Origin of the sequence: Pantoea sp. KPR_PJ, assembly GCF_041386365.1 — a bacterium.
GTDB lineage: Bacteria > Pseudomonadota > Gammaproteobacteria > Enterobacterales > Enterobacteriaceae > Pantoea.
The window spans coordinates 754,941-776,930 of sequence record NZ_JABMIK010000002.1 but is presented as its reverse complement, the minus strand read 5'-3'; the positions used below and the strand labels follow the sequence as shown (position 1 = coordinate 776,930).

Sequence of the window (21,990 nt, the reverse complement as noted above, 5' to 3'; positions counted from 1 at the left end):
CTCCCTGACCCTTTTGCGGATCCTTCCATGAAACAGCGACTTCTTATTCTTGCCGCCGCGCTGCTGCTTAGCGGCTGTGCATCCATTGTCGGCTCGTCAACCCAGTCGGTGCGTATCGATTCGCAGCCGCAGGGGGCGCGTTTTACCGTACAGGATGAGAACGGACGCGCAGTCGCAGAGGGATTCACGCCGCAGACCGTTGAGCTGGCGAAGTCCACCGGCCGCTATTTTGGCAAGAAGCGCTATCAGGTGATGCTGGAGAGTCCAGGCTACGTGCCGGTTACCCTGCCCATTGAGGGCAGAGCCAACCTCTGGTATCTGCTGGGCAATATTCCGCTGGGCGGTTTCCCCGGCTGGCTGCTGGTCGATCCCTTTAACGGCGGCATGTACAACCTCCATCCGGATCATCCGCGCCCGTTCCTTAATCCGGTAGGCGCGCGGGGCTAGGGCGGTTACTGCGCGGTGGGTTTCACCATCGCGCCGCCTGTGCGGAACCGCTCCAGAAACTGATGCTGGAAGATGCACATGCGGATGGTATTGCGGTACTCACCGTTGATAAAAAACTCGTGCTTCAGCACGCCCTCTGTCTCAAATCCCAGCTTGCTGTAGATGTGGATCGCTTTCTCATTCTCCTGATCGACAATCAGGTAAAGCTTGTACAGATTAAGCACTGAAAAGCCATACTCCATCGCCAGCTTCGCGGCCTGACTGGCCAGTCCTTTGCCCTGATGCGCCGGGTCGATGATAATCTGAAACTCCGCGCGGCGGTGCACGTGGTTAATCTCCACCAGCTCTACCAGCCCGGCTTTCTGGCCATCATGTTCCACCACAAAGCGACGCTCGCTCTGATCGTGAATGTGCTTGTTGTAGAGATCGGAGAGTTCAACAAAGGCCTCATACGGCTCTTCAAACCAGTAGCGCATAACGCTGGCGTTGTTATCCAGCTGGTGAACAAAGTGCAGATCTTCCCGCTCCAGCGGGCGTAGCTTAACCGTCATGGTAACCTCTTAGCGAACAGATGGCGCGAGTATAGCCATAGCCTGCTACCCGCGCACGCGCTCAGGCGCTGATCTGCTCAACGATGCGCCCCTGAGCCATACGCGCCGCGCGATCGCACATATGGTCGATGACGTCAGGATCGTGGCTCACCAGCACCATCGTCAGACCATCTTCGCGTTTGAGATCGTTGAGCAGGTTGAGGATCTCGGCCTGCACGGACATATCCAGCGCCGAAGTGGGCTCATCCAGCAACAAAATCTTTGGTTCCAGCAGCAGCGCGCGTACGATGGCCACGCGCTGGCGCTGCCCGCCGGAGAGCTGATGCGGATAGCGATCCGCCAGCGCCGGGTCCAGCCCGACATGACGAAAACCCTGATTAATGCGATCGTCGATGTTATCGCGTTTCAGCAGTTTTAGCGGCTCTGCCAGCGTGCGGCGCAGCCGGTGACGCGGGTGCAGCGAGGCATAGGGATCCTGAAACACCATCTGCACGTCGCGGCGCAGCTGGCCGGTAAAAGGCTTGCCGGGTGCGACATTGCACCCTGCCAGCTGCATATTTCCCTGCCAGTGCGGGTTTAGCCCGGCCATGACCCACAGCAGCGACGACTTGCCGCAGCCGGAGGGGCCAACCAGGCCAAAACATTCGCCCGCCTGCACCTGTAAATCAACGTCGTGAACCACGGTACGCAGCTCGTAGCCCTGTTTGTGCGAGACGCTAAGCTGTTGCAGATTAATCATGATTTGCCTCCAGCGCCGCGCGATCGAGCACCGGGAGGGCCTCTCCGTGCGTCGCCTTGCTCGGTCGGCACGACCAGAGCGTGCGGGTATAGGGATGGGTGGCACGCGGCAGATCGGCGGCGGGCAGGGTATCGAGCAACCGGCCCTTGTACATCACCATCACGCGCTCGCAGTGTTCAGAGACCTGTTGCAAATCGTGGCTGATCAGCAGCAGGCCCATATTGCGCGCCTCGACCAGTCGGCGGATCAGCGCCAGCACCTGATCGCGCATGGCGTGATCGAGCGCCGAAGTAGGCTCATCGGCGATTAAAAAGGCAGGATCGGTGATCAGCGCGATTGCCAGCATAACGCGCTGACCCATGCCGCCCGAAAGCTGATGAGGATAGCGCTGCATAAGCTGGCGCGGCTGCGGCAGGCCCACCGCATCGAGCATCTCGCACACCTTTTCCTTGCGCTCGCTGCGGCTCAGACGGCGGTGCAGACGCAGCGGCTCTTCGACCTGCCAGCCAATGGTGCGCGTCGGGTTAAGTGCATACTTCGGGTCCTGCATCACCATGGCTACCGTGTCACCGCGCAGCGTGCTCCAGGCTTTTTCGCTCAGGCGCAGCGCGTCATGACCGGCAATCTCGAGCCGCTGTGCCTGCAAATGCAGAGCAGGCGACAGCAGCCCCATCAGCGAGCGAGCCGTCAGCGATTTGCCTGAGCCCGATTCGCCAACCAGCGCCACGCGCTCGCGGCCGATGCGGAAGCTGATGTTATCCACCAGCAGCGCGTCATCGCTGCGAATGGTCAGCGACTCGGCGTTAAGTAACAGATCATTTGGCATGGCGGGTATCCAGTCGGTCGCGCAGGCCGTCGCCTGTCAGGTTAAAGGCCAGGCTGGCAAACAGAATGGCTGCGCCGGGCGCGGCGGCGACCCACCACTGGTCAAAAATCACTTTACTGCCTTCTGCAACCATCGATCCCCACTCTGCGGTCGGCGGCTGAACGCCCATGCCCAGAAAGCCAAGACCGGCGGCAGAGAGAATAATACCGCCCAGGCTCAGCGCGGCACGCACCACGGCCGTTGGCAGGCAGAGCGGCAGGATATGGCCGAACATCAGGCGCAGTCCGGTAATCCCCTGCATACGCGCGGCGGCCAGATAGTCGCTGCGGCGCAGCGCCAGCGTCTCTGCACGCGCCTGGCGGGCAAAGGGAGGCCAGCTGGTGAGCGCCAGCGCCAGCGCGCCGTTCATCAGTCCTGGACCCAGCATGGCCACCAGCGCCAGCGCAATCACCAGGTTAGGCAGCGAAAGAAAAATATCGGTAATACGCATCAGCACGCGCTCGGTCCAGCCACCGACGTAACCGGCGGTGATGCCGATCAGCAGGCCAACCGGGATGGTCAGCACCAGAATCAACGACACCAGCAGCAGCGTCGGGCGGGTACCGTAGATGACGCGCGACAGCAGATCGCGGCCAAAGCCGTCAGTACCGAACCAGTGCTGCGCCGACGGCGGCAGCAGGCGGGCCGAAATGGTCTGCAGATTGGGATCGACCGGGGCCAGCAGCGGCGCGAACAGCGCGGTCAGCACCAGGATCGCCACCAGCGTCAGGCCGATGGTCAGCGAGGTCACACGCTGTCGGCGTCGGCGCGGCCGCAGGGTTTCAAGTTCAGAGAGTTGTTGCGTCATCGGGTTCTCGGATCGGTTAACCAGGTTAAGGCGTCTGCCAGCGCATTCAGCAGCACAAAGCAGGTGCCGATCAGCAGCGTTGAGCCGAGGATAGCGGGAACATCGGCAGAAAAGAGCGCATTGGTCATATAGCGTCCCACGCCCGGCCAGGCGAAAACGGTCTCGGTCAGGACCGAGCCTTCCAGCAGCGTGGCATAGGAGAGGGCGATGACCGTGACCAGCGTGCCCAGCACGTTGGGGAAAATATGGCGCAGCAGGATACGGCCGCGCCCGGCACCTTTAGCCCGCGCCAGCGTGACATACTCTTTGCTGCTCTCTTCCAGCAGCGCCGCGCGCAGCAGGCGGGTAATGCCCGCCATAGCCAGCAGGCCAAGGATCACAACCGGCAGCCACAGGTGAGCAATGGCGTTACGGAACATCTCAGGATCGCCGGAAAGCCAGCTGTCGATCAGCACAAAGCCGGTTTTAGGCTCCAGCGTATAAATATAGAGATCGTCAAGCCGCCCCGGACCGGCTGACCAGTGCAGCACGGCGTAGAACAGCAGCAGCCCGAGCAGGCCGAGCCAGAACACCGGCACCGAATAGCCGAGCAGCGAGATAAAGCGCGCAACGTTGTCGATAATGCTGCCGGGTTTCCACGCGGCGAGCAGCGCCAGGCTGATGCCGAACACCGCAGCAAAGATCATGGCGCAGGTCGCCAGCTCAATCGTGGCGGGGAAGGTCTGCATCAGATCGTTCGCCACTGGCTGGTTGGTCAGGTGAGACAGGCCGAGATCGCCGCGTGCCAGATGTTCAAGATAGCGCCAGAACTGCACCAGCACCGGCTGATCCAGCCCCAGCTCGTGGCGCACCTGAGCGTAGGTCGCTTCACTGGCGTGGTCGCCCGCGATCTGCTGTACCGGATCGACCGGCGAGAGGTGCGACAGCATAAAGGTAAAGGCCAGCAGGCCGAGCAGCGTCACCAGCAGCGATAGCAGGCTGGTGATAAGCCGCGACAGGCGCGGCAGGAAATACCGGGCGAACCCGGTATGAGCGGCTGACTGCGCCATTATTTACTGACCTGCGAGTAGTACACCATGTCTGGATTGATACCCTGCACGTAGCCCTGCAGGTTATCGCGCAGCGCGATCAGGTTACGCGCCTGCAGACCGATCACGTAGGGGGAGTTTTTCAGCACTGACTCCTGCATCGCCTTATAGAGCGCCACGCGCTTCTGCGGATCGCTCTCCGCGGTGGCGGCCAGCACCTGCTTGTTCAGCTCAGGAATATGCCAGTCGGAGCGGTAAGCAATAGTTTTGCTGCCGTCTTCCGGGTTATAGGCAAATGAGGCGGCGTTGGTATTGGGATCGAAATAGTCCGCGCCCCAGGCGTTGAGGGTTGCCTGGTACTTGTGCGCCTTCACGTTGGTTGAGACCTCTGAACTCAGTCCCGGCTGAACGTTGATCTTCACGCCGCCTTTCGCAAAGCTGCCCTGCAAGGCCTGGGCGATGTCCAGATAGGGCGGCTGATTGCTGGTGGAGAGATCGAAGCTCACGTTGGTCAGGCCCGCTTTCTTCAGGATAGCTTTTGCTTTTTCGGGATCGTAGCTATAAGGCGTGTCGTTCACCGCACCGAGGAAGCCTTTCGGCAGGAAGGTCTGGTGGACGTCAAACTGGCCTTTCAGCAGGTCGTTGGCGATACCCTTATAGTCAAACAGATAGCGTGCCGCTTCCCAGAGTGCCGGGTTTTTCAGGGTATCGTTACCGCCGACATTAAACTGCATGTAGTAGATCGACGCCATCGGGATCGCTTCGGTCTTCACGCCCGCTTTGCCTTTCAGCGCGGCGATCTGGTCGGCACCGAGGTTACGTGCGATATCGGCATCGCCCTGCTCCAGCAGCAGACGACGCGCCGCCGGTTCCGGTACGTTTTTAATCAGCACATTTTTCAGCTTAGGCGCACCCGCCGGTGAGGTCGGGTTAGCGGTCAGCAATACCACCTGATGCAGCACCACTTTGCGGATCTGGTAGGGGCCGCTGCCCGCTGAGTGGGTCGCCAGCCAGCCGTTGCCCAGATCGCCGTTCTTCTCGTTCGCCATCACGGTTTTTTCGTCGATGATTGAGGAGACCGGCGCAGAGAGCAGGCTCAGCACGTAGGTGGGACTCACGTTAGCGGTCCAGCTAATCTGCACGTGATTGTCGTCCACTTTCTTCAGGAAGCCATCAACGTTCTCTTTGGTCCAGCCAAGCTGGGTGAGAATAAAGGAGGGATCGAGATTGAGCTTCACCACGCGGCCCAGCGAGAAGATCACATCTTCCGGACGCAGGGGATTGCCGCCAGAGAATTTCGCCTCTTTGCGCAGCTCAAAAGTCAGGCTGCGGTTGTCGCTGCCCGGCTGCCAGCTGGTCGCCAGCGTGGGCTTTAAGTCGGTTGGGTTCTGTGGGTCGGACTGAACCAGGCGCTGATAAATATTGGTAAAGGCCTGCACGCTGGTCAGTTCAAACCCTTTAGCCGGATCGAAGCTGTCGGCATCATCAGTAGACTGGGCAATAACCAGCGTATCTTTTGGCGTAGCGGCCTGGGAGGCAAACGCCGCTGCCAGCGACATCGCGAGCAGGGAGGCGACGATTTTTTTCATGGTAATTCCTTGCCTTATAAAGTAGTAACGCGAGTGTACGGAAGGGTTTAAAGGAAGAATAGTCTATTATTGGCTAAACTTATGCACAAAAGTTATAAGCTTAACGCTCTGGTTATAAGCGGTATAAAAAGCGATCTGTTTAGTATAGGGAAACAGAAGCTCAACGAAGGGCATTTAGCCTTAACTTTCTGCTTTATCCTTTTCCCGGCGCGCCTATAATACCGGCAGTTTTTTCACTGGAGACATTCACTTGGACCCTCATTCGACCTGGTTACTGACACTGGCAAGCTGAATGTTCTCTGCTGCTTGCCAACCGGCGGGCAGCGATCCTGACTCATCACGATGGCTTCCTGAAAAAAAATTTTCATGTTAAGGCGATCGTTATGCTGCTCTTTTCTCACGCCCTGTTTCCTCCTCCTCGCTGCGCGTAACTGACGGGCTGCGAGCGGCTTCCACCCTCTCGCGCTGCGCCATCTGTCGCGCGGAACCTGTTCGCCCCTCGGTTTACGCCTTCCTTTTGAAAATGTTTTTATGCACGCCGCTTTTTGCGTGCCGGAATTGCTATGCCCGTTGCAGGGAGAATTCACGATGTCTGAAATAAAACTGGAAAGCCAGGCGCTGGCTAAAAACCGCTCTTCATCTGTGGGAAAGGGCGCAAAAACGTTTTTGATTGAGCAGCAGGCTTGCTGCACGGTGGAGGCCACGCTGCACCATGTGCGCAGCCAGCCCGAAGGCCTGAGCGGACAGGAAGCGGAACGCCGCCAGACGCAGTTTGGTCCCAACGAGGTGGCGCATGAAAAAGCGCCGCCGGTGCTGGTGCAGCTGCTGATGGCCTTTCATAACCCCTTTATCTATGTGCTGCTGGCGCTGGCACTGGTGAGTTTTTTCACCGACTACTGGCTGCCGCTGCGGGCGGGTGACCAGGGCGATCTGACCGGCGTCACGATTATCTGCACCATGGTCACCCTTAGCGCGCTGCTGCGCTTCTGGCAGGAGTTTCGCACCAACCGCGCCGCACAGGCGCTGAAATCCATGGTGCGCAGCACCGCCGTGGCGCTGCGCGACGGCATCGCGCAGGAAGTGGCCATCAGTGCGCTGGTTCCGGGTGATGTCGTACTGCTCAGCACGGGCGATCTGGTGCCTGCCGACGTGCGGCTGCTTAGCGCCCGCAATCTCGCCGTCAGTCAGGCGGCGCTGACCGGCGAATCGCTGCCGGTAGAAAAAATTGACCTCACTACGCAGATAGCGGGCAAAGGGAGCCATCCCGATCGGGCCGGCCAGAGAGATCAAAGCCTGCTGGACCGCAGCAATATCTGTCTGATGGGCACCACCGTTGCCAGCGGCACGGCGCGTGCCGTGGTGGTGGCAACGGGGAGTCAGACCTACTTCGGTTCACTGGCAAAATCGCTGGTGGGCAGCCGCACCCAGACCGCCTTCGATCGCGGCGTCAACAGCGTCAGTATGCTGTTGATCCGCTTTATGCTGATTATGGTGCCGGTGGTGCTGCTGATTAACGGCTTTAGCAAAGGCGACTGGGTGGACGCAGTGCTGTTTGCGCTGGCCGTTGCCGTCGGACTGACGCCGGAAATGCTGCCGATGATCGTCAGCTCCAACCTGGCGAAAGGCGCAATGGCGCTGGCGCAGCGCAAGGTGATCGTTAAGCGGCTCAATGCTATCCAGAATCTCGGCGCAATGGATGTGCTCTGCACCGACAAAACCGGGACGCTGACGCAGGATGAAATCCGTCTGTCGCACGCGCTGAACTGTGCAGATCAACAGGACTCGCGCGTCATGCTGCTCGCCTGGCTAAACAGCAGCGGCCAGCAGGGCACCAAAAACCTGATGGACCGCGCTGTGATGCAGGCCAGCGTCGGAGCCATCGCTGCCCAGCAGCAGAGCCGCTACCACCAGAGCGAGGCGCTGCCGTTTGATTTTGCCCGTCGCCGCGCCTCGGTATGGGTCGATGATTTGCAGCAGGGTAACGCAATGCTGGTATGCAAAGGGGCGGTCGATGAGATGCTGGCGGTATCCACGGCGATCCGCCTGCAGGGCGAGGTAGTGCCGCTCTGTGCCAAACGGCGCGCAGCGCTGCTGGCACTTATCGAGCGCTACAACCAGCAGGGGTTTCGCGTGCTGCTGGTGGCAACGCGTGAAGGTGACCGGCCCCGGCAGCTGACCGAGGCCGAAGAGCGCGAGCTGACGCTGGAAGGGATCCTGACCTTCCTCGATCCGCCGAAAGAGAGTGCAGGCCAGGCCATTCAGGCGCTGCGTGCCAACGGCGTAGCGGTGAAAGTCCTGACCGGTGACAACCCGGTCATTACCGCACGTATCTGCCGCGAGGTGGGGCTGGACGCAGATAGCATGCTCAACGGCGATGAGATTGACGCGATGAGTGATGATGAACTGACCGCCGCCGCTGAACGCAGCAGCCTGTTTGCCAGACTGACGCCGCCGCAGAAGGCGCGTCTGGTAAGACTGCTCCAGCAAAACGGTCATACGGTGGGATTTCTGGGGGATGGTATTAATGACGCGCCCGCACTGCGCGCTGCCGACGTAGGGATCTCAGTGGACAGCGCAGCGGATATCGCCAGGGAGTCGTCAGATATTATTCTGCTGGAAAAAGATCTGCGCGTGCTGGAGGCGGGCGTGCTGAAAGGGCGCGAAACCTTTGGCAACATCATCAAGTACCTGAACATGACCGCCAGTTCTAACTACGGCAACGTCTTTTCCGTGCTGATCGCCAGCGCCTTTATTCCGTTTCTGCCGATGCTGTCGATTCATCTGCTGCTGCAGAACCTGATGTATGACATCTCCCAGCTGGCGCTGCCCTGGGACAAAATGGACCCGGAGTTCCTGCGCAAGCCGCGCAAGTGGGATGCCAGTAATATCCGTCGCTTTATGCTGTGGATGGGACCGACCTCTTCGCTGTTTGATGTCACCACCTTTGCGCTGATGTGGTACGTCTTTGGCGCAAATCACGCGGGGGTGCAGTCGCTGTTCCAGTCCGGCTGGTTTGTTGAGGGGTTACTGTCGCAGACGCTGGTGGTACATATGCTGCGCACGCAGAAAATTCCTTTTATCCAGAGTCGCGCGGCGCTGCCGGTGTTGCTGACCACCTTCGCGATTATGGCACTCGGCATCGCCATTCCTTTTTCGCCGCTCGGTGCAATGGTCGGGCTGGTGCCGCTGCCGCTCGCCTATTTCCCCTGGCTGGTGGCAACGCTGTTCGGCTACTGCCTGTTTGCACAGGGGATGAAGACATTCTATATCCGCCGGTTTGGACAGTGGTTCTGAGGAGGGCGAAAATGCGCCGAAAACGACTCGACCGGGTATTTACCGGCGTCGCGCTTATCGCCATCGCGCTAATTCTGCTGACGGTGATTGTGCGCTAACTCACGGGCGGCGAGGCCACTCGCCGCCGTTATCCTGCCTCCAGCGTTAAACCCCAGCTATTTTCGGCCTTAATTTTCCCACCTGGCCCCCTCTCGCTTAACCCTGACCGCCAGGCTATCGTCCCGGGCTTCCTTTATACAAACTCGTTAAATCTCTTAAACAATTCGGCTGAAAATTCAGCAGGAGAGAGTTGTTGCTAACGTAAAATTGTGGATAATACGCAGCCAGTTTTACTTAAGTTAACATTATTTACGACTGCTTTACGCGACAGGGACTGTCTGATGTATTTTCGACATAAATCTTTTCCGCTCTTATTGTCGCTGCTGTCTGGCGTTTTTTTAACCGCGCAGGCCGCTGCCGCCGACGCTTTTCCCGACGCCGGTGAACAGATCCGCCAGCAGCAACAGCGCCAGCAGGCGCTGGAGCGGCAAATCGAACCTCAGGCACCCGACGTGCGGCTTTCATCGCCCGCTTCCAGCTTCGGACGCATCAGGTTTCCCGTTGAAAAAACCTGTTTCCCCCTCGCGCGCGTCGAGCTGCAGGGGCAGCAGGCGCTGCCGCACTGGCTGCCGCTGCACCGCATCGCCAGCCAGGCGCAGGGAAAATGCCTGGGCGCACAGGGGATTAACCTGCTGATGAGCGCTCTGCAAAACCGGCTGGTGGATCACGGCTATGTCACCACGCGCGTGCTGGCGCCTTCGCAGGATCTTAACGGTGGCGTGCTGCGGCTGGTGATCCTGCCCGGCTACGTGCGGGAGACGAAACTGACGCCAGAGAGCGATCGCCACCTCTGGCTCTATAGCGCTTTTCCTGCGCACGCTGGCAACCTGCTGGATTTACGCGATATCGAACAGGGGCTGGAGAACCTGCAGAGGCTGCCGACCGTGCAGGCCGATATGTCGGTGGTGCCCGGCGAACAGCCTGGCGAGAGCGATATTCAGGTGCGCTGGAAGCAGCAAAAAATGTGGCGCGTCGGCCTCTCGCTGGACGATTCCGGCACCCGCAGCACCGGCCGCTATTTAGGCGGGGTCACGCTGTCGCTCGACAATCCTTTCGCGCTGAGCGATCTCTTTTATCTGTCTGCCACGCACGATCTGCAAGGCCAGGGCGGCAAAGGCAGCAAAAACTTCACCGGCCACTACTCGGTGCCGTTCGGCTACTGGATGTTCTCCGTAACGGGCAGCGACTACGACTATCACCAGACGGTGGCCGGCACGAACCAGGACTATCGCTACAGTGGGAAAAGCAAAAGCCTCGATCTACAGCTCAGCCGCGTACTGCACCGCAGCGGCTCGCAGAAAACGTCGCTGACCTATGACGTGCTGACGCGCGAAACCCGCAACTATATCAACGATACCGAGGTGCAGGTGCAGCGGCGACAGACCGCCGCCTGGCGCATCGGCCTGCAACACCGCCATTATATCCAGCAGGCCACGCTGGACGCGGGCGTCAGCTATCAGCGCGGCACGCGCTGGTTTGGCGCACAGCCTGCGCCGGAGGAGTTTTTCGGCGAGGCGACGGCGCTGAGCAAAATCGTGCAGCTTAACGCGCAGTTCAACCTGCCGTTCCGCCTCGGCGAACAGCGTTTTCGTTACAACATCCAGTATCTGCATCAGATAAGCAACACGCCGCTCACGCCGCAGGAGCAGTTTGCGATCGGTAACCGCTGGACGGTGCGCGGCTTCGACGGCGAGCGCACGCTTAACGCCAGCCACGGCTGGTATCTGCGCAACGATATCGCCTGGAGCACGCCGCTGCCCGCGCAGGAGTTCTACCTCGGTGCGGACTACGGCGAGGTGGGCGGTGCGGGCAGCGAACTGCTGATCGGCCAGCACCTGGCGGGTGGCGTAGCGGGACTGCGCGGGCAGGCCTTTAACACCGGCTATGACCTGTTTATCGGCACGCCGCTCTCTAAACCCGACGGCCTGCGCACCAGCAAGGTTACGCTCGGCTTCAACCTCAACTGGAGCTACTGAGCATGCGCGCGGGGAACTATGAAATTAAATCGCCGCTGATCCTCGGCGGCGACGAGAGCGAGGCGGAAGTACTGGGGGCGGCCGTCTGGCTGTGGATGCACTCGCCGCTGCATCGTGACGCCCCGCTGCACGCGCTGCCGACGCTGCTGTTGCCGATCGTTAAGCAGCGGCAGTACGTGCTGGTCGCCGAAGCGGGCGAGCCAGTTTTTTTCTTTAGCTGGGCCTGGCTGAATGAGGCGGCGGAAGCGCGCTATCTCACGCTGCCCGCGATCCATTTTCCGCCTGAAGACTGGAACAGCGGCGAGCGCATGTGGTGCTGCGACTGGATCGCGCCGTTTGGCCATACCGCGGCGATGAGCCGTCTGGTGCGCCGCGACCTTTTTCCTCACGCCTGCTGGCGCGCGTTAGACCATCGTGGCGAACAGCGCGGCAAGCGCGTGCTCAATTTTCACGGCGCCAGCGTCAGCCGCGAGGCGGCAAAACAGTGGCGGCAGCACCATCCGCTCGCCGTGACGTTACCGCAAATCTGACAGGGACATCAGATGAACAGAAACCTTTACCGCATTATTTTCAACAAAGCGCGCGGCATGCTGATGGTGGTGGCCGATATTGCCGGTTCGGGCCGGGCAGGCGACGGGCGCTCATCAGGCGTGGGTCACACGCTCAGCAAACTGGTCGGCAGAGTGGGCGCGCTAAGCTTTAGCCTCTGGCTGGCGATGGGGGTTATTCAGCCCGCCAGCGCCGCTATCGTCGCGGACGCGCAGGCGCCCGGCGGTCAGCAGCCGACCATTATCAACAGCGCCAACGGCACGCCGCAGATCAATATTCAGACCCCGTCTGCCGGCGGGGTGTCGCGCAACAGCTACAGCCAGTTCGACGTCGGGCAGCAGGGGGCCATTCTTAATAACTCCCACAAAAACGTTCAGACCGAACTGGGCGGCATGGTAACCGGCAACCCCTGGCTGGCTCGCGGCGAGGCCAAAGTTATTCTTAACGAAGTGAACGCGCGCGATCCCAGTCGCCTGAACGGCTTTGTGGAAGTGGCGGGGCAAAAGGCGGAAGTGGTGATCGCCAACCCGTCCGGCATTACCTGTAACGGCTGCGGATTTATTAACGCCAACCGCGCCACGCTCACTACCGGCCAGGCGCAGCTCAATAACGGTAACCTTACCGGCTTTAACGTCGAACGCGGCGAGGTGGCGGTCGAGGGCGCGGGCATGGACAGCTCGCGTCAGGACTACACCGACATTATCGCCCGCTCGGTCAAGGTCAATGCCAGCGTCTGGGCTAAGGATCTGAAGGTCACCACCGGGCGCAATCAGGTGGACGCCGCCCATCAGCAGGTCACGAAGCAGGGCGACGATCCCGCTTCGCGTCCGCAGGTCTCGCTGGACGTCTCCAGCCTGGGCGGCATGTATGCCGGAAAAATCCGCCTGATCGGCACCGAAGCGGGCGTCGGCGTGCGCAACGCGGGCAGCATCGGCGCGCAGGCCGGCACGGTGGCGATCACCGCCGACGGCCGCATCGAAAACAGCGGCAGCATAAGCAGCAGCGGCGATCTGCAGGTTGCCGCCAGAGAGGGGCTCAGCAACAGCTGTGCGCTGTTTGCTGGCGGCAGCGCCACGGTCGCCAGCGCGGCGGAGGTGCAGAACAGCGGCTCCGTCGCCGCGCGCAATAACGTTACGCTGCAGGGTGCCAGTCTCAACAGCACCCGGTCGGGCATTCTTGCCGCAGGCGTACAGGATGATGGCAGGATCGGTGAATCAGGGGATCTGACCCTGGCTGCCGATGGCGCGCTGAGCGCTCAGGGGGAGAACCTGGCGGGCGGCAGCCTGACCGCGCGCGGCCAGCGGCTGGATCTCAGCGGCAGCCGCACGCAGGGAAAAAACATCACCCTTGAGGCCCGCGACGGCGACCTCGCTACGCGCGGCGGCACGCTTGTAGCGCAGCAGCAGCTCGCTGCCCGCACTGGCAAAATGCTGGATAACGACGGCGGCGCGCTGACCGCCAGCAAGCTCGATCTGCAGGCGCACGATCTCTCCAGTCAGCAGGGTCAGATTACGCAAACCGGCGGCGACGACCTCGCTATCGCGCTGCCGGGCAGCCTGAATAACCGCGGCGGACGCATCGCCAGCAACAGCGGCAGCCTGACCCTGAACGCCGATACGCTCGATAACCAGTCCGGTGAAATTGCCCATGCCGACAGCGGCGCGCTGGCCATCAGCGCGCGCAGCCTGCAGGGCGAAGGCGGCAGGCTGCTTTCCAACGGTCAGCTCAGCCTGCGCGGCGGCGAGTTCAACCTCGATCAGGGCACAACCTCCGCACAGCAGATCGACGCCGACGTCGACAGTCTGTCGAACCAGCAGGGCCAACTGGTGCAGAGCGGCAGCGGTGAGATGCGGCTGCATACGCGCGGCACCCTGAATAACCAGGGCGGCCAGCTGGCGGGCAACGGCAATATCGATATTAATGCCGCAGCGCTGAATAACCGTTCCGGCACCATCGTCGCCGCGCAGCAGGGCAGCCTGACGGCGCAGGTCAGCGGCGCGGTCGACAACCGCCAGGGCGAACTGACGGCGAGCCGTTACCTCAGGCTGAACGCCGATCGGCTGGACAACCGCCAGGGCCGCGCATCGGCCGCGACGGGCGCCGCCAGCCTCGCCACGCAGCAGGCGCTGACCAACGAGGCCGGGCGCATCGAAGCCCAGGGCAATCTGACGCTCAGCGCCGCCGGTCTCGACAACCAGGGCGGTACGCTGCTGGGCGATAACCTTCAGCTGGCGCTGGGCCAGCACGCGCTGGATAACCAGCGCGGCGTGATCGCCGCCTCAGGTGCGCTGGGCAGCAGCAGCGGCGCGCTTAACAACGACGGTGGGCTGCTGCAGGCGGGCGGCGATCTGCTGCTCGACACGCACGGCGCGCGCCTCAGCAATCAGCTGAGCGGCGAGAGCGGCGGCATTCTGAGTTCCGGCGCGCTGACGCTGCGCAGCGGCGAGCTGGATAACCGTCAGGGAATGCTGGCGGGCGGCGGCGATACGCAGCTGACCACGCAGGGGCTGAACAACAGCGGCGGCACGCTGGTGGGCAAACAGCAGCTGCGGATTGAGAGCGACGGCGCGCTGACCAACGACGCGGGTCTGTTGCAGTCGGGCGGCGACGCCCGTATCGACACCCACGGCTATGCCTTGAGCAACCGCGACAGCGGCAGCAAGGGCGGCATCAGCAGCCTGGGCGCGCTCACCCTTAACGCCGGCGCGGTGGACAACCAGCAGAGCTTTATCGCCAGCCAGGGGGATCTTTATCTGGAGGGGGCGCAGCTGGATAACCAGCGCGGCACGCTCGCCTCGCAGGCGGCGCTTTCCGCCGTTGCGGCGAACATCAGCAACCAGAGCGGCACGATCAAAGCGGGCCAGGGGCTCAAGCTGGACGCAACGCAGCGGCTCGATAATCAGGGCGGCGCCATCGGCGCGGGCAAGGCGCTGGGCGTTACGGCCGGCGAGCTGCTTAACGGCCAGGGCGTGCTGGCGAGCGGCGCAACGGGCAGCCTGAGCGTCGACGTGCTGGATAACCGCAACGGCCAGCTGGCGGCGCAGCAGGCGCTGACGCTGCGCGGCGGCACGCTGAACAACAGCGACGGCGGCCTTATCCAGAGCGGCGATGCTCTTGATATCGGCGTGGATACGCTGCTCAACCAGAACAGCGGCGAGAAAGGCGGGCTGACCAGTCAGGGCGAGATGCTTATCCACGCCGGGCGGATGGATAACGCGCAGGGGCTGGCGCTGAGCGGAAAAGCCTTGCAGCTGACGGCGGGCAGCCTGAATAATGCGGCTGGTAGGCTGGTGGCGCAAGACGCGCTGCGCCTCGACATTGCAGCAACGCAGAACGCGCAGCGCCTCAACACCGCATCAGTGTTTAATGCGCTGCGCCTCGACACCTCATCGGCGCTGAATAACCGGGCAGGCCTGCTGCAGGGCGGTAGCGTGCTCGTCGACAGCCACGGCCGGGGCGTCGACAACGAAAACGGCACCCTCTACAGCCTTGGGGATCTCAGCCTGCAAAGCGGTGATATCGACAACCAGGGCGGCACCCTGGGCGCGAAGGGCGACCTCAGCCTGCAAAGCGGCGAGCTGGATAACCGCAGCGGCGGGCGCGTGGTGAGCGAGCAGGCGGCCAGCCTCACCACCACGCATCTGGATAACCGCGGCGGGCAGATCCAGAGCGTCGGCGATCTGCTGCTGTCGAGCGCGCAGGGCGTTATCGATAACGCCGCCGGTCTTATCCGCAGCGGCGCGACCGCCGTGATCAACGCGCTGCAGCTCAATAACCAGGATACCCAGGGCGCGCAGCAGGGCATCGAAGCGGCAAACCTTGACGTCAACAGCGACAGCATCGCCAACCAGCGCGGCACGCTGCTGGCCGATCGGCAGCTGACCCTCAACAGCCAGGGCAGCGTCGACAACAGCCAGGGCGAGCTGGCTGCCGGAGAAGATCTTTTGCTGCAGGGCAGCGGGCTGGCGCTGATCAACAGCGCGGGCGGCGTCAAGGCGGGGCGATCGCTGACGATCCGCGCCGATCGCATCGGCGGTGACGGCCAGATCCTCTCCCGCGGCGATATCACGCTGGTCAGCCAGCAGAGCCTGAACAACAGCGGCGAGATGATCGCCAACGGCAGCTTCAACTTCACCACGCCGGGCGACGTCGTTAACAGCGGCAAACTGCTGGCGGGCAGCAAGCTGGATCTGCGCGCCAGCAACCTGCTGAACCGCGCCAGCGGCGAGATCAATGCCGGGCAGGACTGGCTGACCCTTAACGGGCAGCTCACTAACTACGGCCTGATTGACGGCAAACAGACGCTGCTCAAAGCCGCCACCTTAACCAGTATCGGCAGCGGCCGGATTTACGGCGATACCCTTGGCGTGCAGGCCGGCACCTTTAATAACCTGGCGGAAAACGGCACCGCCGCCACGCTGGCGGGGCGCGAGCGGGTCGATATCGGCGTCCAGACGCTGAACAACCGCGATCACGGCCTGATCTACAGCGCGGGGGATATGGCGCTGGGCGGGCAGCTGGACGCCAGCGGGCTGGCAACCGGCAAGGCCGACACCCTCAACAACCACAGCGCCACTATCGAGTCGGCGGGCGATATGCAGCTCGACGCCGGACAGATTAATAACGTCAACGACCATTTCAGCACCGAGCTGGCGACCGTTTCCACAGAGGCGATCACCGAGTATCAGCATTCGGGCGACACCGTGCGCTGGAAAGCGGGTGAGCCGGGCGTGTTTGTCGATCGCAACTCCGCCGACTCGCTGCGGAACCTTAACACGCCGGGCAAAACCGGCAGCAACCACGACCGCTTCACCCAGTATGACTACACCCGCACGGTGCAGGAGACGCAGATCGCCGAAAGCGATCCGGCGAAGATCGTCGCGGGCGGCAATATGACGGTGAACGCCGATAAGGTGTTCAACGATAAGAGCCAAATCGTAGCGGGCAATACGCTGACGATGAACGCGGGTGAGGTCGACAACGTCGAGGTGCCGGGCCAGCGCATCACGACCGACAGCGGTAAGGTCACCAGCTACTACCGTATCCGTCATAAAGGCGGCGACAGCCAGGGCAAAAAAAGGTCGGCCTATACGCCGCCGGAGGTGATTGAGACGATTGCGCTGAAGCCGAGCCAGCTGGTGGATCATGGCGATATCAGCGGCACGCCAGTCTCGCTGGCGCCGCAGAGCGCACAGGGCACCGACGCGGCGATCGGCCATACCGGCGGCGTCAGCGCCGCCGTGGCGGGCAGCGCGCTTGCGCCTGACTGGCAGGCTGTGGACACCGGCGCGCTGCCCGCTATCGCCGCCGCCGCCCTGAAGCCGGGACAGCGCTTTGACGTTGCCAGCAGCGTCGCGCCGCAGCAGGGTGAAGCGGCGCGCGTGGTGCGCATCGTCGGGCCAGATACCCGCCTGCCGGACAACAGCCTGTTCAAAACCAGTCCGTCGCCCGGCGGCAACTATCTGGTGGAGACCGATCCGCGCTTTACCCAGGAGAAGCAGTGGCTGAGCAGCGACTATATGCAGGAGAAGCTGACGCAGAACAGCGATAACGTCCTGAAGCGCCTCGGCGACGGCTTTTATGAGCAGCGTCTGATCCGCGAGCAGGTGATCAACCTGACGGGGCAGCGTTATCTGGACGGCTACAGCAACGACGAAGAGCAGTACAAGGCGCTGATGAACAACGCCATCGACTTCAGCCAGCAGTACAACCTGACGCTCGGCGTGGCGCTGACGCCGGAGCAGATGGCGCTGCTGACAAAGGATATTGTCTGGCTGGTTAACGCGCAGGTCAGGCTGCCGGATGGTTCCAGCCAGACGGTGCTGGTGCCGCAGGTTTACGCCCGCGTCCAGCCGGGCGATGTCGACGGCAGCGGCGCGCTGATTGCGGGCCGCAACCTCAACCTGAACCTGGGCGGCGGGCTGTTTAACAGCGGCACGCTGGCCGGACGCGAAGTGGTGAAGCTGAGCGCCGACAACATCACTAATCTGGCGGGCACCATCAGGGGCGCCAGCGTCGATCTCCGTGCCCGCACCGATATCAACAACATTGGTGGCGTCATTCAGGGCAGTGACGCGCTGCTGGCCAGCGCCGGACGGGATATCAACGCCATCAGCACCACGCGCAGCGTTGAGAGCCAGAGCGGCGACAACCGCTTTGCGCGCACCACCGTCGACAGCGTGGCGGGCATGTACGTGCAGGGCGACGACGGCAGGCTGATCCTGCAGGCGGGACGCGATATCAACCTGACGGCGGCGCAGGTGGTCAACAGCGGTAAAGCGAGCCAGACGGTGCTGCAGGCGGGCCGCGACCTCAGCCTTAACACCGTTACCACCGCAAGCCGCGACGATATCGTCTGGGACGGCGACAACAGCCTGATGCAGGGCAACACCCAGGAGATCGGCAGCGACGTGGTGGGCAAAGGCGACGTCTCGCTGCTGGCAGGCAACGATCTTAAGGCGCGCGCCGCCACTCTGTCGGCCGACCTCGCGCTGGCGCTGACTGCCGGACAGGATGTTACGCTGACGAATGGTGAGAACACCCAGGATCTGGACGAGCGGCATAAGGTGACCGGCAGCAGCGGCTGGCTGTCGAAGAGCACCACCACCACGCGCGACCAGATTGCGCGCCAGACGGCGCAGGGCAGCGCGCTGAGCGGCGACAGCGTCACGGTCGCGGCAGGCAAGGATCTGTGGGTGCAGGGCAGCCAGATCGCGGGCACGCACGACGTTGCGCTGCAGGCGGGCAACGACCTCAGCGTGGTGGGCGCGACGGAGCGTAACAGCGAACAGCATCTGGCGCAGGAGAAAAAGAGCGGGCTGTCGGGCACCGGCGGCATCGGCTTCAGTTACGGCACGCAGCGCCTGAAAACCACCGACACCGCGCAGGCGCTGACGAACCAGGGCAGCACCGTCGGCAGCGTGAACGGTAACGTGACGCTGCAGGCGGGCAACCGTCTGGACGTTAACGGCTCTGAGCTTATCGCCGGTAAAAACCTGACGCTGGACGGGCGCGAGGTCAGCGTCACCGCGGCGGAGAACCAGAGCAGCCAGACGCACAGGGTGGAGCAGAAAACCTCCGGCCTGACGCTGGCGCTCTCCGGCACGGTGGGCAGCGCGCTCAATACGGCGGCGCAGACGGTGCAGGAGGCGAAGTCCGCCGACAGCGGACGGCTGGCGGCGCTGCAGGGCACCAAAGCGGCGCTCAGCGGCGTTCAGGCGACGCAGGCCGCGCGGCTGGCGGCGGCGCAGGGCGACAGCCCGGAGAATAACAACGCCATCGGCGTCAGCCTCTCTTACGGCAGCCAGTCCTCCACCTCCACCCAGCGCAGCGAGCAGCGCACCGCACAGGGCAGCACCCTGACGGCGGGCGATAACCTGAGCGTGGTAGCGCGCGGCAGCGGCGTGAAAGGAGCCGACGGTGACCTGACGGTGCAGGGCAGCCAGCTGCAGGCTGGTAAAGATGTGCTGCTGTCGGCGAACCGGGACCTGAACCTGCTGTCGGCCGCGAATACCTCCTCGCTGGAGGGGAAAAACGAGAGCCACGGCGGCAGCCTGGGCGTGGGCATCGGCGCGGGCCAGGGCGGCTGGGGCATCAGCGTCTCCGCCAGCGCCAACAAGGGCAAAGGCAGCGAGCAGGGCAGCGGCGTCACCCACACCGAGACCCAGGTGAGCGCGGGCAACCAGGTGACGATGGTGAGCGGGCGCGACACCACTCTTCAGGGGGCGCAGGTGAGCGGCGAAAAGGTGAAGGCCGACGTGGCCCGCAACCTGACGCTGGCAAGCGAGCAGGACAGCGACCGCTACGACGCGAAGCAGCAGAGCGCCAGCGCGGGCGGCAGCTTTACCTTCGGCTCGATGACCGGCTCGGCCAGCGTCAACGCCTCGCGCGACAGGATGCACAGCACCTGGCAGAGCGTGGAGGAGCAGACCGGCATCTTCGCGGGCAAGGGCGGCTTTGACGTGAGCGTCGGAGAGCACACCCAGCTGGACGGGGCGGTAATCGGCTCCACCGCGACGGCGGATAAAAACCGGCTGGAGACGGGTACGCTGGGCTGGAGTGACACTGAGAACCACGCGGACTATAAGGTGGAGCACCAGAGCGCGGGCATCAGCACCGGGGGCAGCATCGCCGGTCAGTTTGCCGGGAACATGGCGAACGGGCTGCTGGTGGGGGCGAACCACAGCGGCAGCGACAGCTCAACGACGAAGGCGGCGGTGAGCGAGGGCGCGATAGTTATCCGCGACGGGGAGAAGCAGACGCAGGACGTGAGCGGGCTGAGCCGGGACGTGGCGCACGCTAACCAGACGCTGTCGCCGATATTTGATAAGGAAAAAGAGCAGAACCGGCTGCAGGAGGCGCAGCTGATTGGGGAGATTGGCAACCAGGCGGCGGATATTGCCCGGACGGAGGGGCAGATACGGGCCACGAACGCCGGTAAGGCGGAGCTGGCGAAGAACGGCATAAAAGAGCCGGGCGAAGGCGCGTCGACGAAAGAGTGGGCAAGCTATAACGCGAAGCTGACGGCGACGGACAGCTATAAGGCGGCGCAGCAGCAGTGGGGAACGGGCAGCGCCATCCAGCAGGGCATTCAGGCGGCGACGGCGGCGGTGCAGGGTCTGGCGGGCGGCAACCTGGCGCAGGCAATAACCGGCGGGTCTGCACCGTATCTGGCAGAAATTATTCATAACCAGACGCTGAACCCAGATGGTTCCGTCAACGTACAGGCGAACCTGATGGCGCATGCGGTGGTGGGTGCGGTTACGGCTTACGCGGCGGGCAACAGCGCGCTGGCGGGCGCCTCGGGCGCAGCAATGGGCGAGTATATCGCGCAGCAGATGTATCCGGGGGTTAAGCGTGAGGACCTGACGGAGGAGCAGCGCCAGACGATAAGCGCGCTGGGTACGCTGGCGGCCGGACTGGCGGGCGGCGTGGCCGGAGATGGCACGGCAGGTGCGGTGGCGGGAGCGCAGGCGGGAAGGAATGCGGTTGAGAATAATGCGCTGAGTGGTCTGGAAGGCTTTGGAAAAGGCATGATGGATTATGGCCAGTCTGTGCAGTCCTACGCGCAATATGCCCAGGACAAGAATCTGCCGCCGGAACAGATACAGGCTGACCTGGCCCGGATGGTGAAAGGCGATCTGCCGGAAAGCGCAGATATAATTAAAGCCATCCTGAGCAATAATCCTGGCTCAGATACGGTAATGGCCGTGTTGTCAGCGGAAGATGCAAAAGATTATGCGCTGGCGCTGCTGACGTCGATCCCGGCAGAAAAAGCGCTGTCAGTTGTCGGCAAAGCGGCGAAGGTTATTGATAACAAAATCCTGATCAGTGCGGCGGAGAAAATCTCGACGGCCAAACCGGGTAAACAATTTACAGCGCCGAGGGATTTAAATGAGCAATTACTATGGAATCAGGTAAAAGAAAATCCAACAATTGGCAAGACATTGGATGGTATGAATAACGATCCTCGCTTCCCTGTATCAGCCGGATTCCAGAAGATGGAAGCAAAACAAAAACTTTCAGATGGTTCAACAATAACTGTTCATTATCAGTACAACTCAACAACTGGTAAGGCATATGATATGAAAATAACTACACCGCAGAGGGTTCAGCCCGATCCTCAAGACATCATCAATAATATAAAGGATAAAGTACGATGAGAATAAAGGAACATGATGGTGAAATTGTTGATATATATGCAATTTACTTTATTAACGGTGAGGTTAATTTTTTAGGAATGCCTAAAAATTATGGAGGGTTATCTGCATACTCAGCCAGAGAAGTAACGGTTGTTGAACCTGAAATTGAAGGCGACAGTGTTTATTTTAGAAATAATGGGCATGGTATATATCACTGGGCCTTAATCAAAGAGAATCTATTAGATGATCTCCTTGAATTGGACGAAACAGCCTACAACCGGTTCCTTGATATCCTGAAAGCTGAAGGTCGAATAGATCCAGACTTCTGTTAGTCATTGAATATCCCGGCTATCGAGCCGGGATATTTTTTACCTGCATAGCCAGCCAGCTAATCCAGCCTGTGC

The 21,990-nt window shown here is 61.8% G+C and carries 13 protein-coding genes; 7 read left to right on the top strand and 6 right to left on the bottom strand.

Annotation, left to right across the window (positions count from 1 at the left end; translation table 11 throughout):
• The first annotated feature begins 27 nt into the window (after positions 1-27).
• Positions 28-447: a hypothetical protein gene (locus HP564_RS08315; protein ID WP_371241930.1), complete on the top strand. Its 420-nt coding sequence runs from the start codon at positions 28-30 to the stop codon at positions 445-447.
• A 5-nt stretch (positions 448-452) separates the two neighbouring features.
• Here the strand turns inward: HP564_RS08315 and speG are convergent, their stop codons facing one another.
• From speG to HP564_RS08285, 6 genes are all read right to left on the bottom strand, one after another.
• Complete coding sequence (speG, locus tag HP564_RS08310) at positions 453-998, bottom strand: spermidine N1-acetyltransferase (RefSeq protein ID WP_371241928.1); 546 nt, start codon at positions 996-998, stop codon at positions 453-455.
• Between the two features lie 61 nt (positions 999-1,059).
• Positions 1,060-1,737 carry an ABC transporter ATP-binding protein gene (locus tag HP564_RS08305; RefSeq protein WP_371241926.1) on the bottom strand — a complete coding sequence of 226 codons (678 nt, stop codon included), beginning with the start codon at positions 1,735-1,737 and terminating at the stop codon, positions 1,060-1,062.
• Positions 1,730-2,563: an ABC transporter ATP-binding protein gene (locus HP564_RS08300; protein WP_371241924.1), complete on the bottom strand. Its 834-nt coding sequence runs from the start codon at positions 2,561-2,563 to the stop codon at positions 1,730-1,732. Before HP564_RS08300 ends, HP564_RS08305 begins: the two co-directional genes overlap by 8 nt.
• Positions 2,553-3,410: an ABC transporter permease gene (locus HP564_RS08295; protein WP_371241922.1), complete on the bottom strand. Its 858-nt coding sequence runs from the start codon at positions 3,408-3,410 to the stop codon at positions 2,553-2,555. The genes HP564_RS08300 and HP564_RS08295 overlap by 11 nt, the downstream gene beginning before the upstream one ends.
• A complete protein-coding gene (locus tag HP564_RS08290; RefSeq protein ID WP_371241920.1) occupies positions 3,407-4,459 on the bottom strand; it encodes an ABC transporter permease in 1,053 nt (350 codons plus the stop codon). The genes HP564_RS08295 and HP564_RS08290 overlap by 4 nt, the downstream gene beginning before the upstream one ends.
• A complete protein-coding gene (locus HP564_RS08285) occupies positions 4,459-6,027 on the bottom strand; it encodes an ABC transporter substrate-binding protein (RefSeq protein ID WP_371241919.1) in 1,569 nt (522 codons plus the stop codon). Before HP564_RS08285 ends, HP564_RS08290 begins: the two co-directional genes overlap by 1 nt.
• 588 nt (positions 6,028-6,615) lie before the next feature.
• Between HP564_RS08285 and mgtA the strand changes: the two genes are divergently transcribed.
• The 6 genes from mgtA (at position 6,616) to HP564_RS08255 (ending at position 21,918) form a co-directional block, all read left to right on the top strand.
• Positions 6,616-9,321 (top strand): magnesium-translocating P-type ATPase, encoded by a 2,706-nt coding sequence (mgtA, locus tag HP564_RS08280; protein WP_371241918.1) that lies wholly within the window; start codon positions 6,616-6,618, stop codon positions 9,319-9,321.
• An 11-nt stretch (positions 9,322-9,332) separates the two neighbouring features.
• Entirely contained in the window at positions 9,333-9,419 is an 87-nt protein-coding gene (gene mgtU / locus HP564_RS08275) for a magnesium transporter protection protein MgtU (RefSeq protein WP_371242027.1), read from the top strand.
• Positions 9,420-9,701: 282 nt separating this feature from the next.
• Entirely contained in the window at positions 9,702-11,396 is a 1,695-nt protein-coding gene (locus HP564_RS08270) for a ShlB/FhaC/HecB family hemolysin secretion/activation protein (RefSeq protein WP_371241917.1), read from the top strand.
• Positions 11,397-11,398: 2 nt separating this feature from the next.
• The gene (locus tag HP564_RS08265; RefSeq protein ID WP_371241915.1) at positions 11,399-11,926 is read left to right on the top strand and encodes a toxin-activating lysine-acyltransferase; all 528 of its coding nucleotides are present in this window, start codon (positions 11,399-11,401) and stop codon (positions 11,924-11,926) included.
• Between the two features lie 12 nt (positions 11,927-11,938).
• Positions 11,939-21,607, top strand: coding sequence for a hemagglutinin repeat-containing protein (locus tag HP564_RS08260; RefSeq protein ID WP_371241914.1), 9,669 nt, complete (start codon positions 11,939-11,941; stop codon positions 21,605-21,607).
• Entirely contained in the window at positions 21,604-21,918 is a 315-nt protein-coding gene (locus HP564_RS08255) for a hypothetical protein (protein WP_371241912.1), read from the top strand. Before HP564_RS08260 ends, HP564_RS08255 begins: the two co-directional genes overlap by 4 nt.
• Positions 21,919-21,990: the final 72 nt, after the last annotated feature.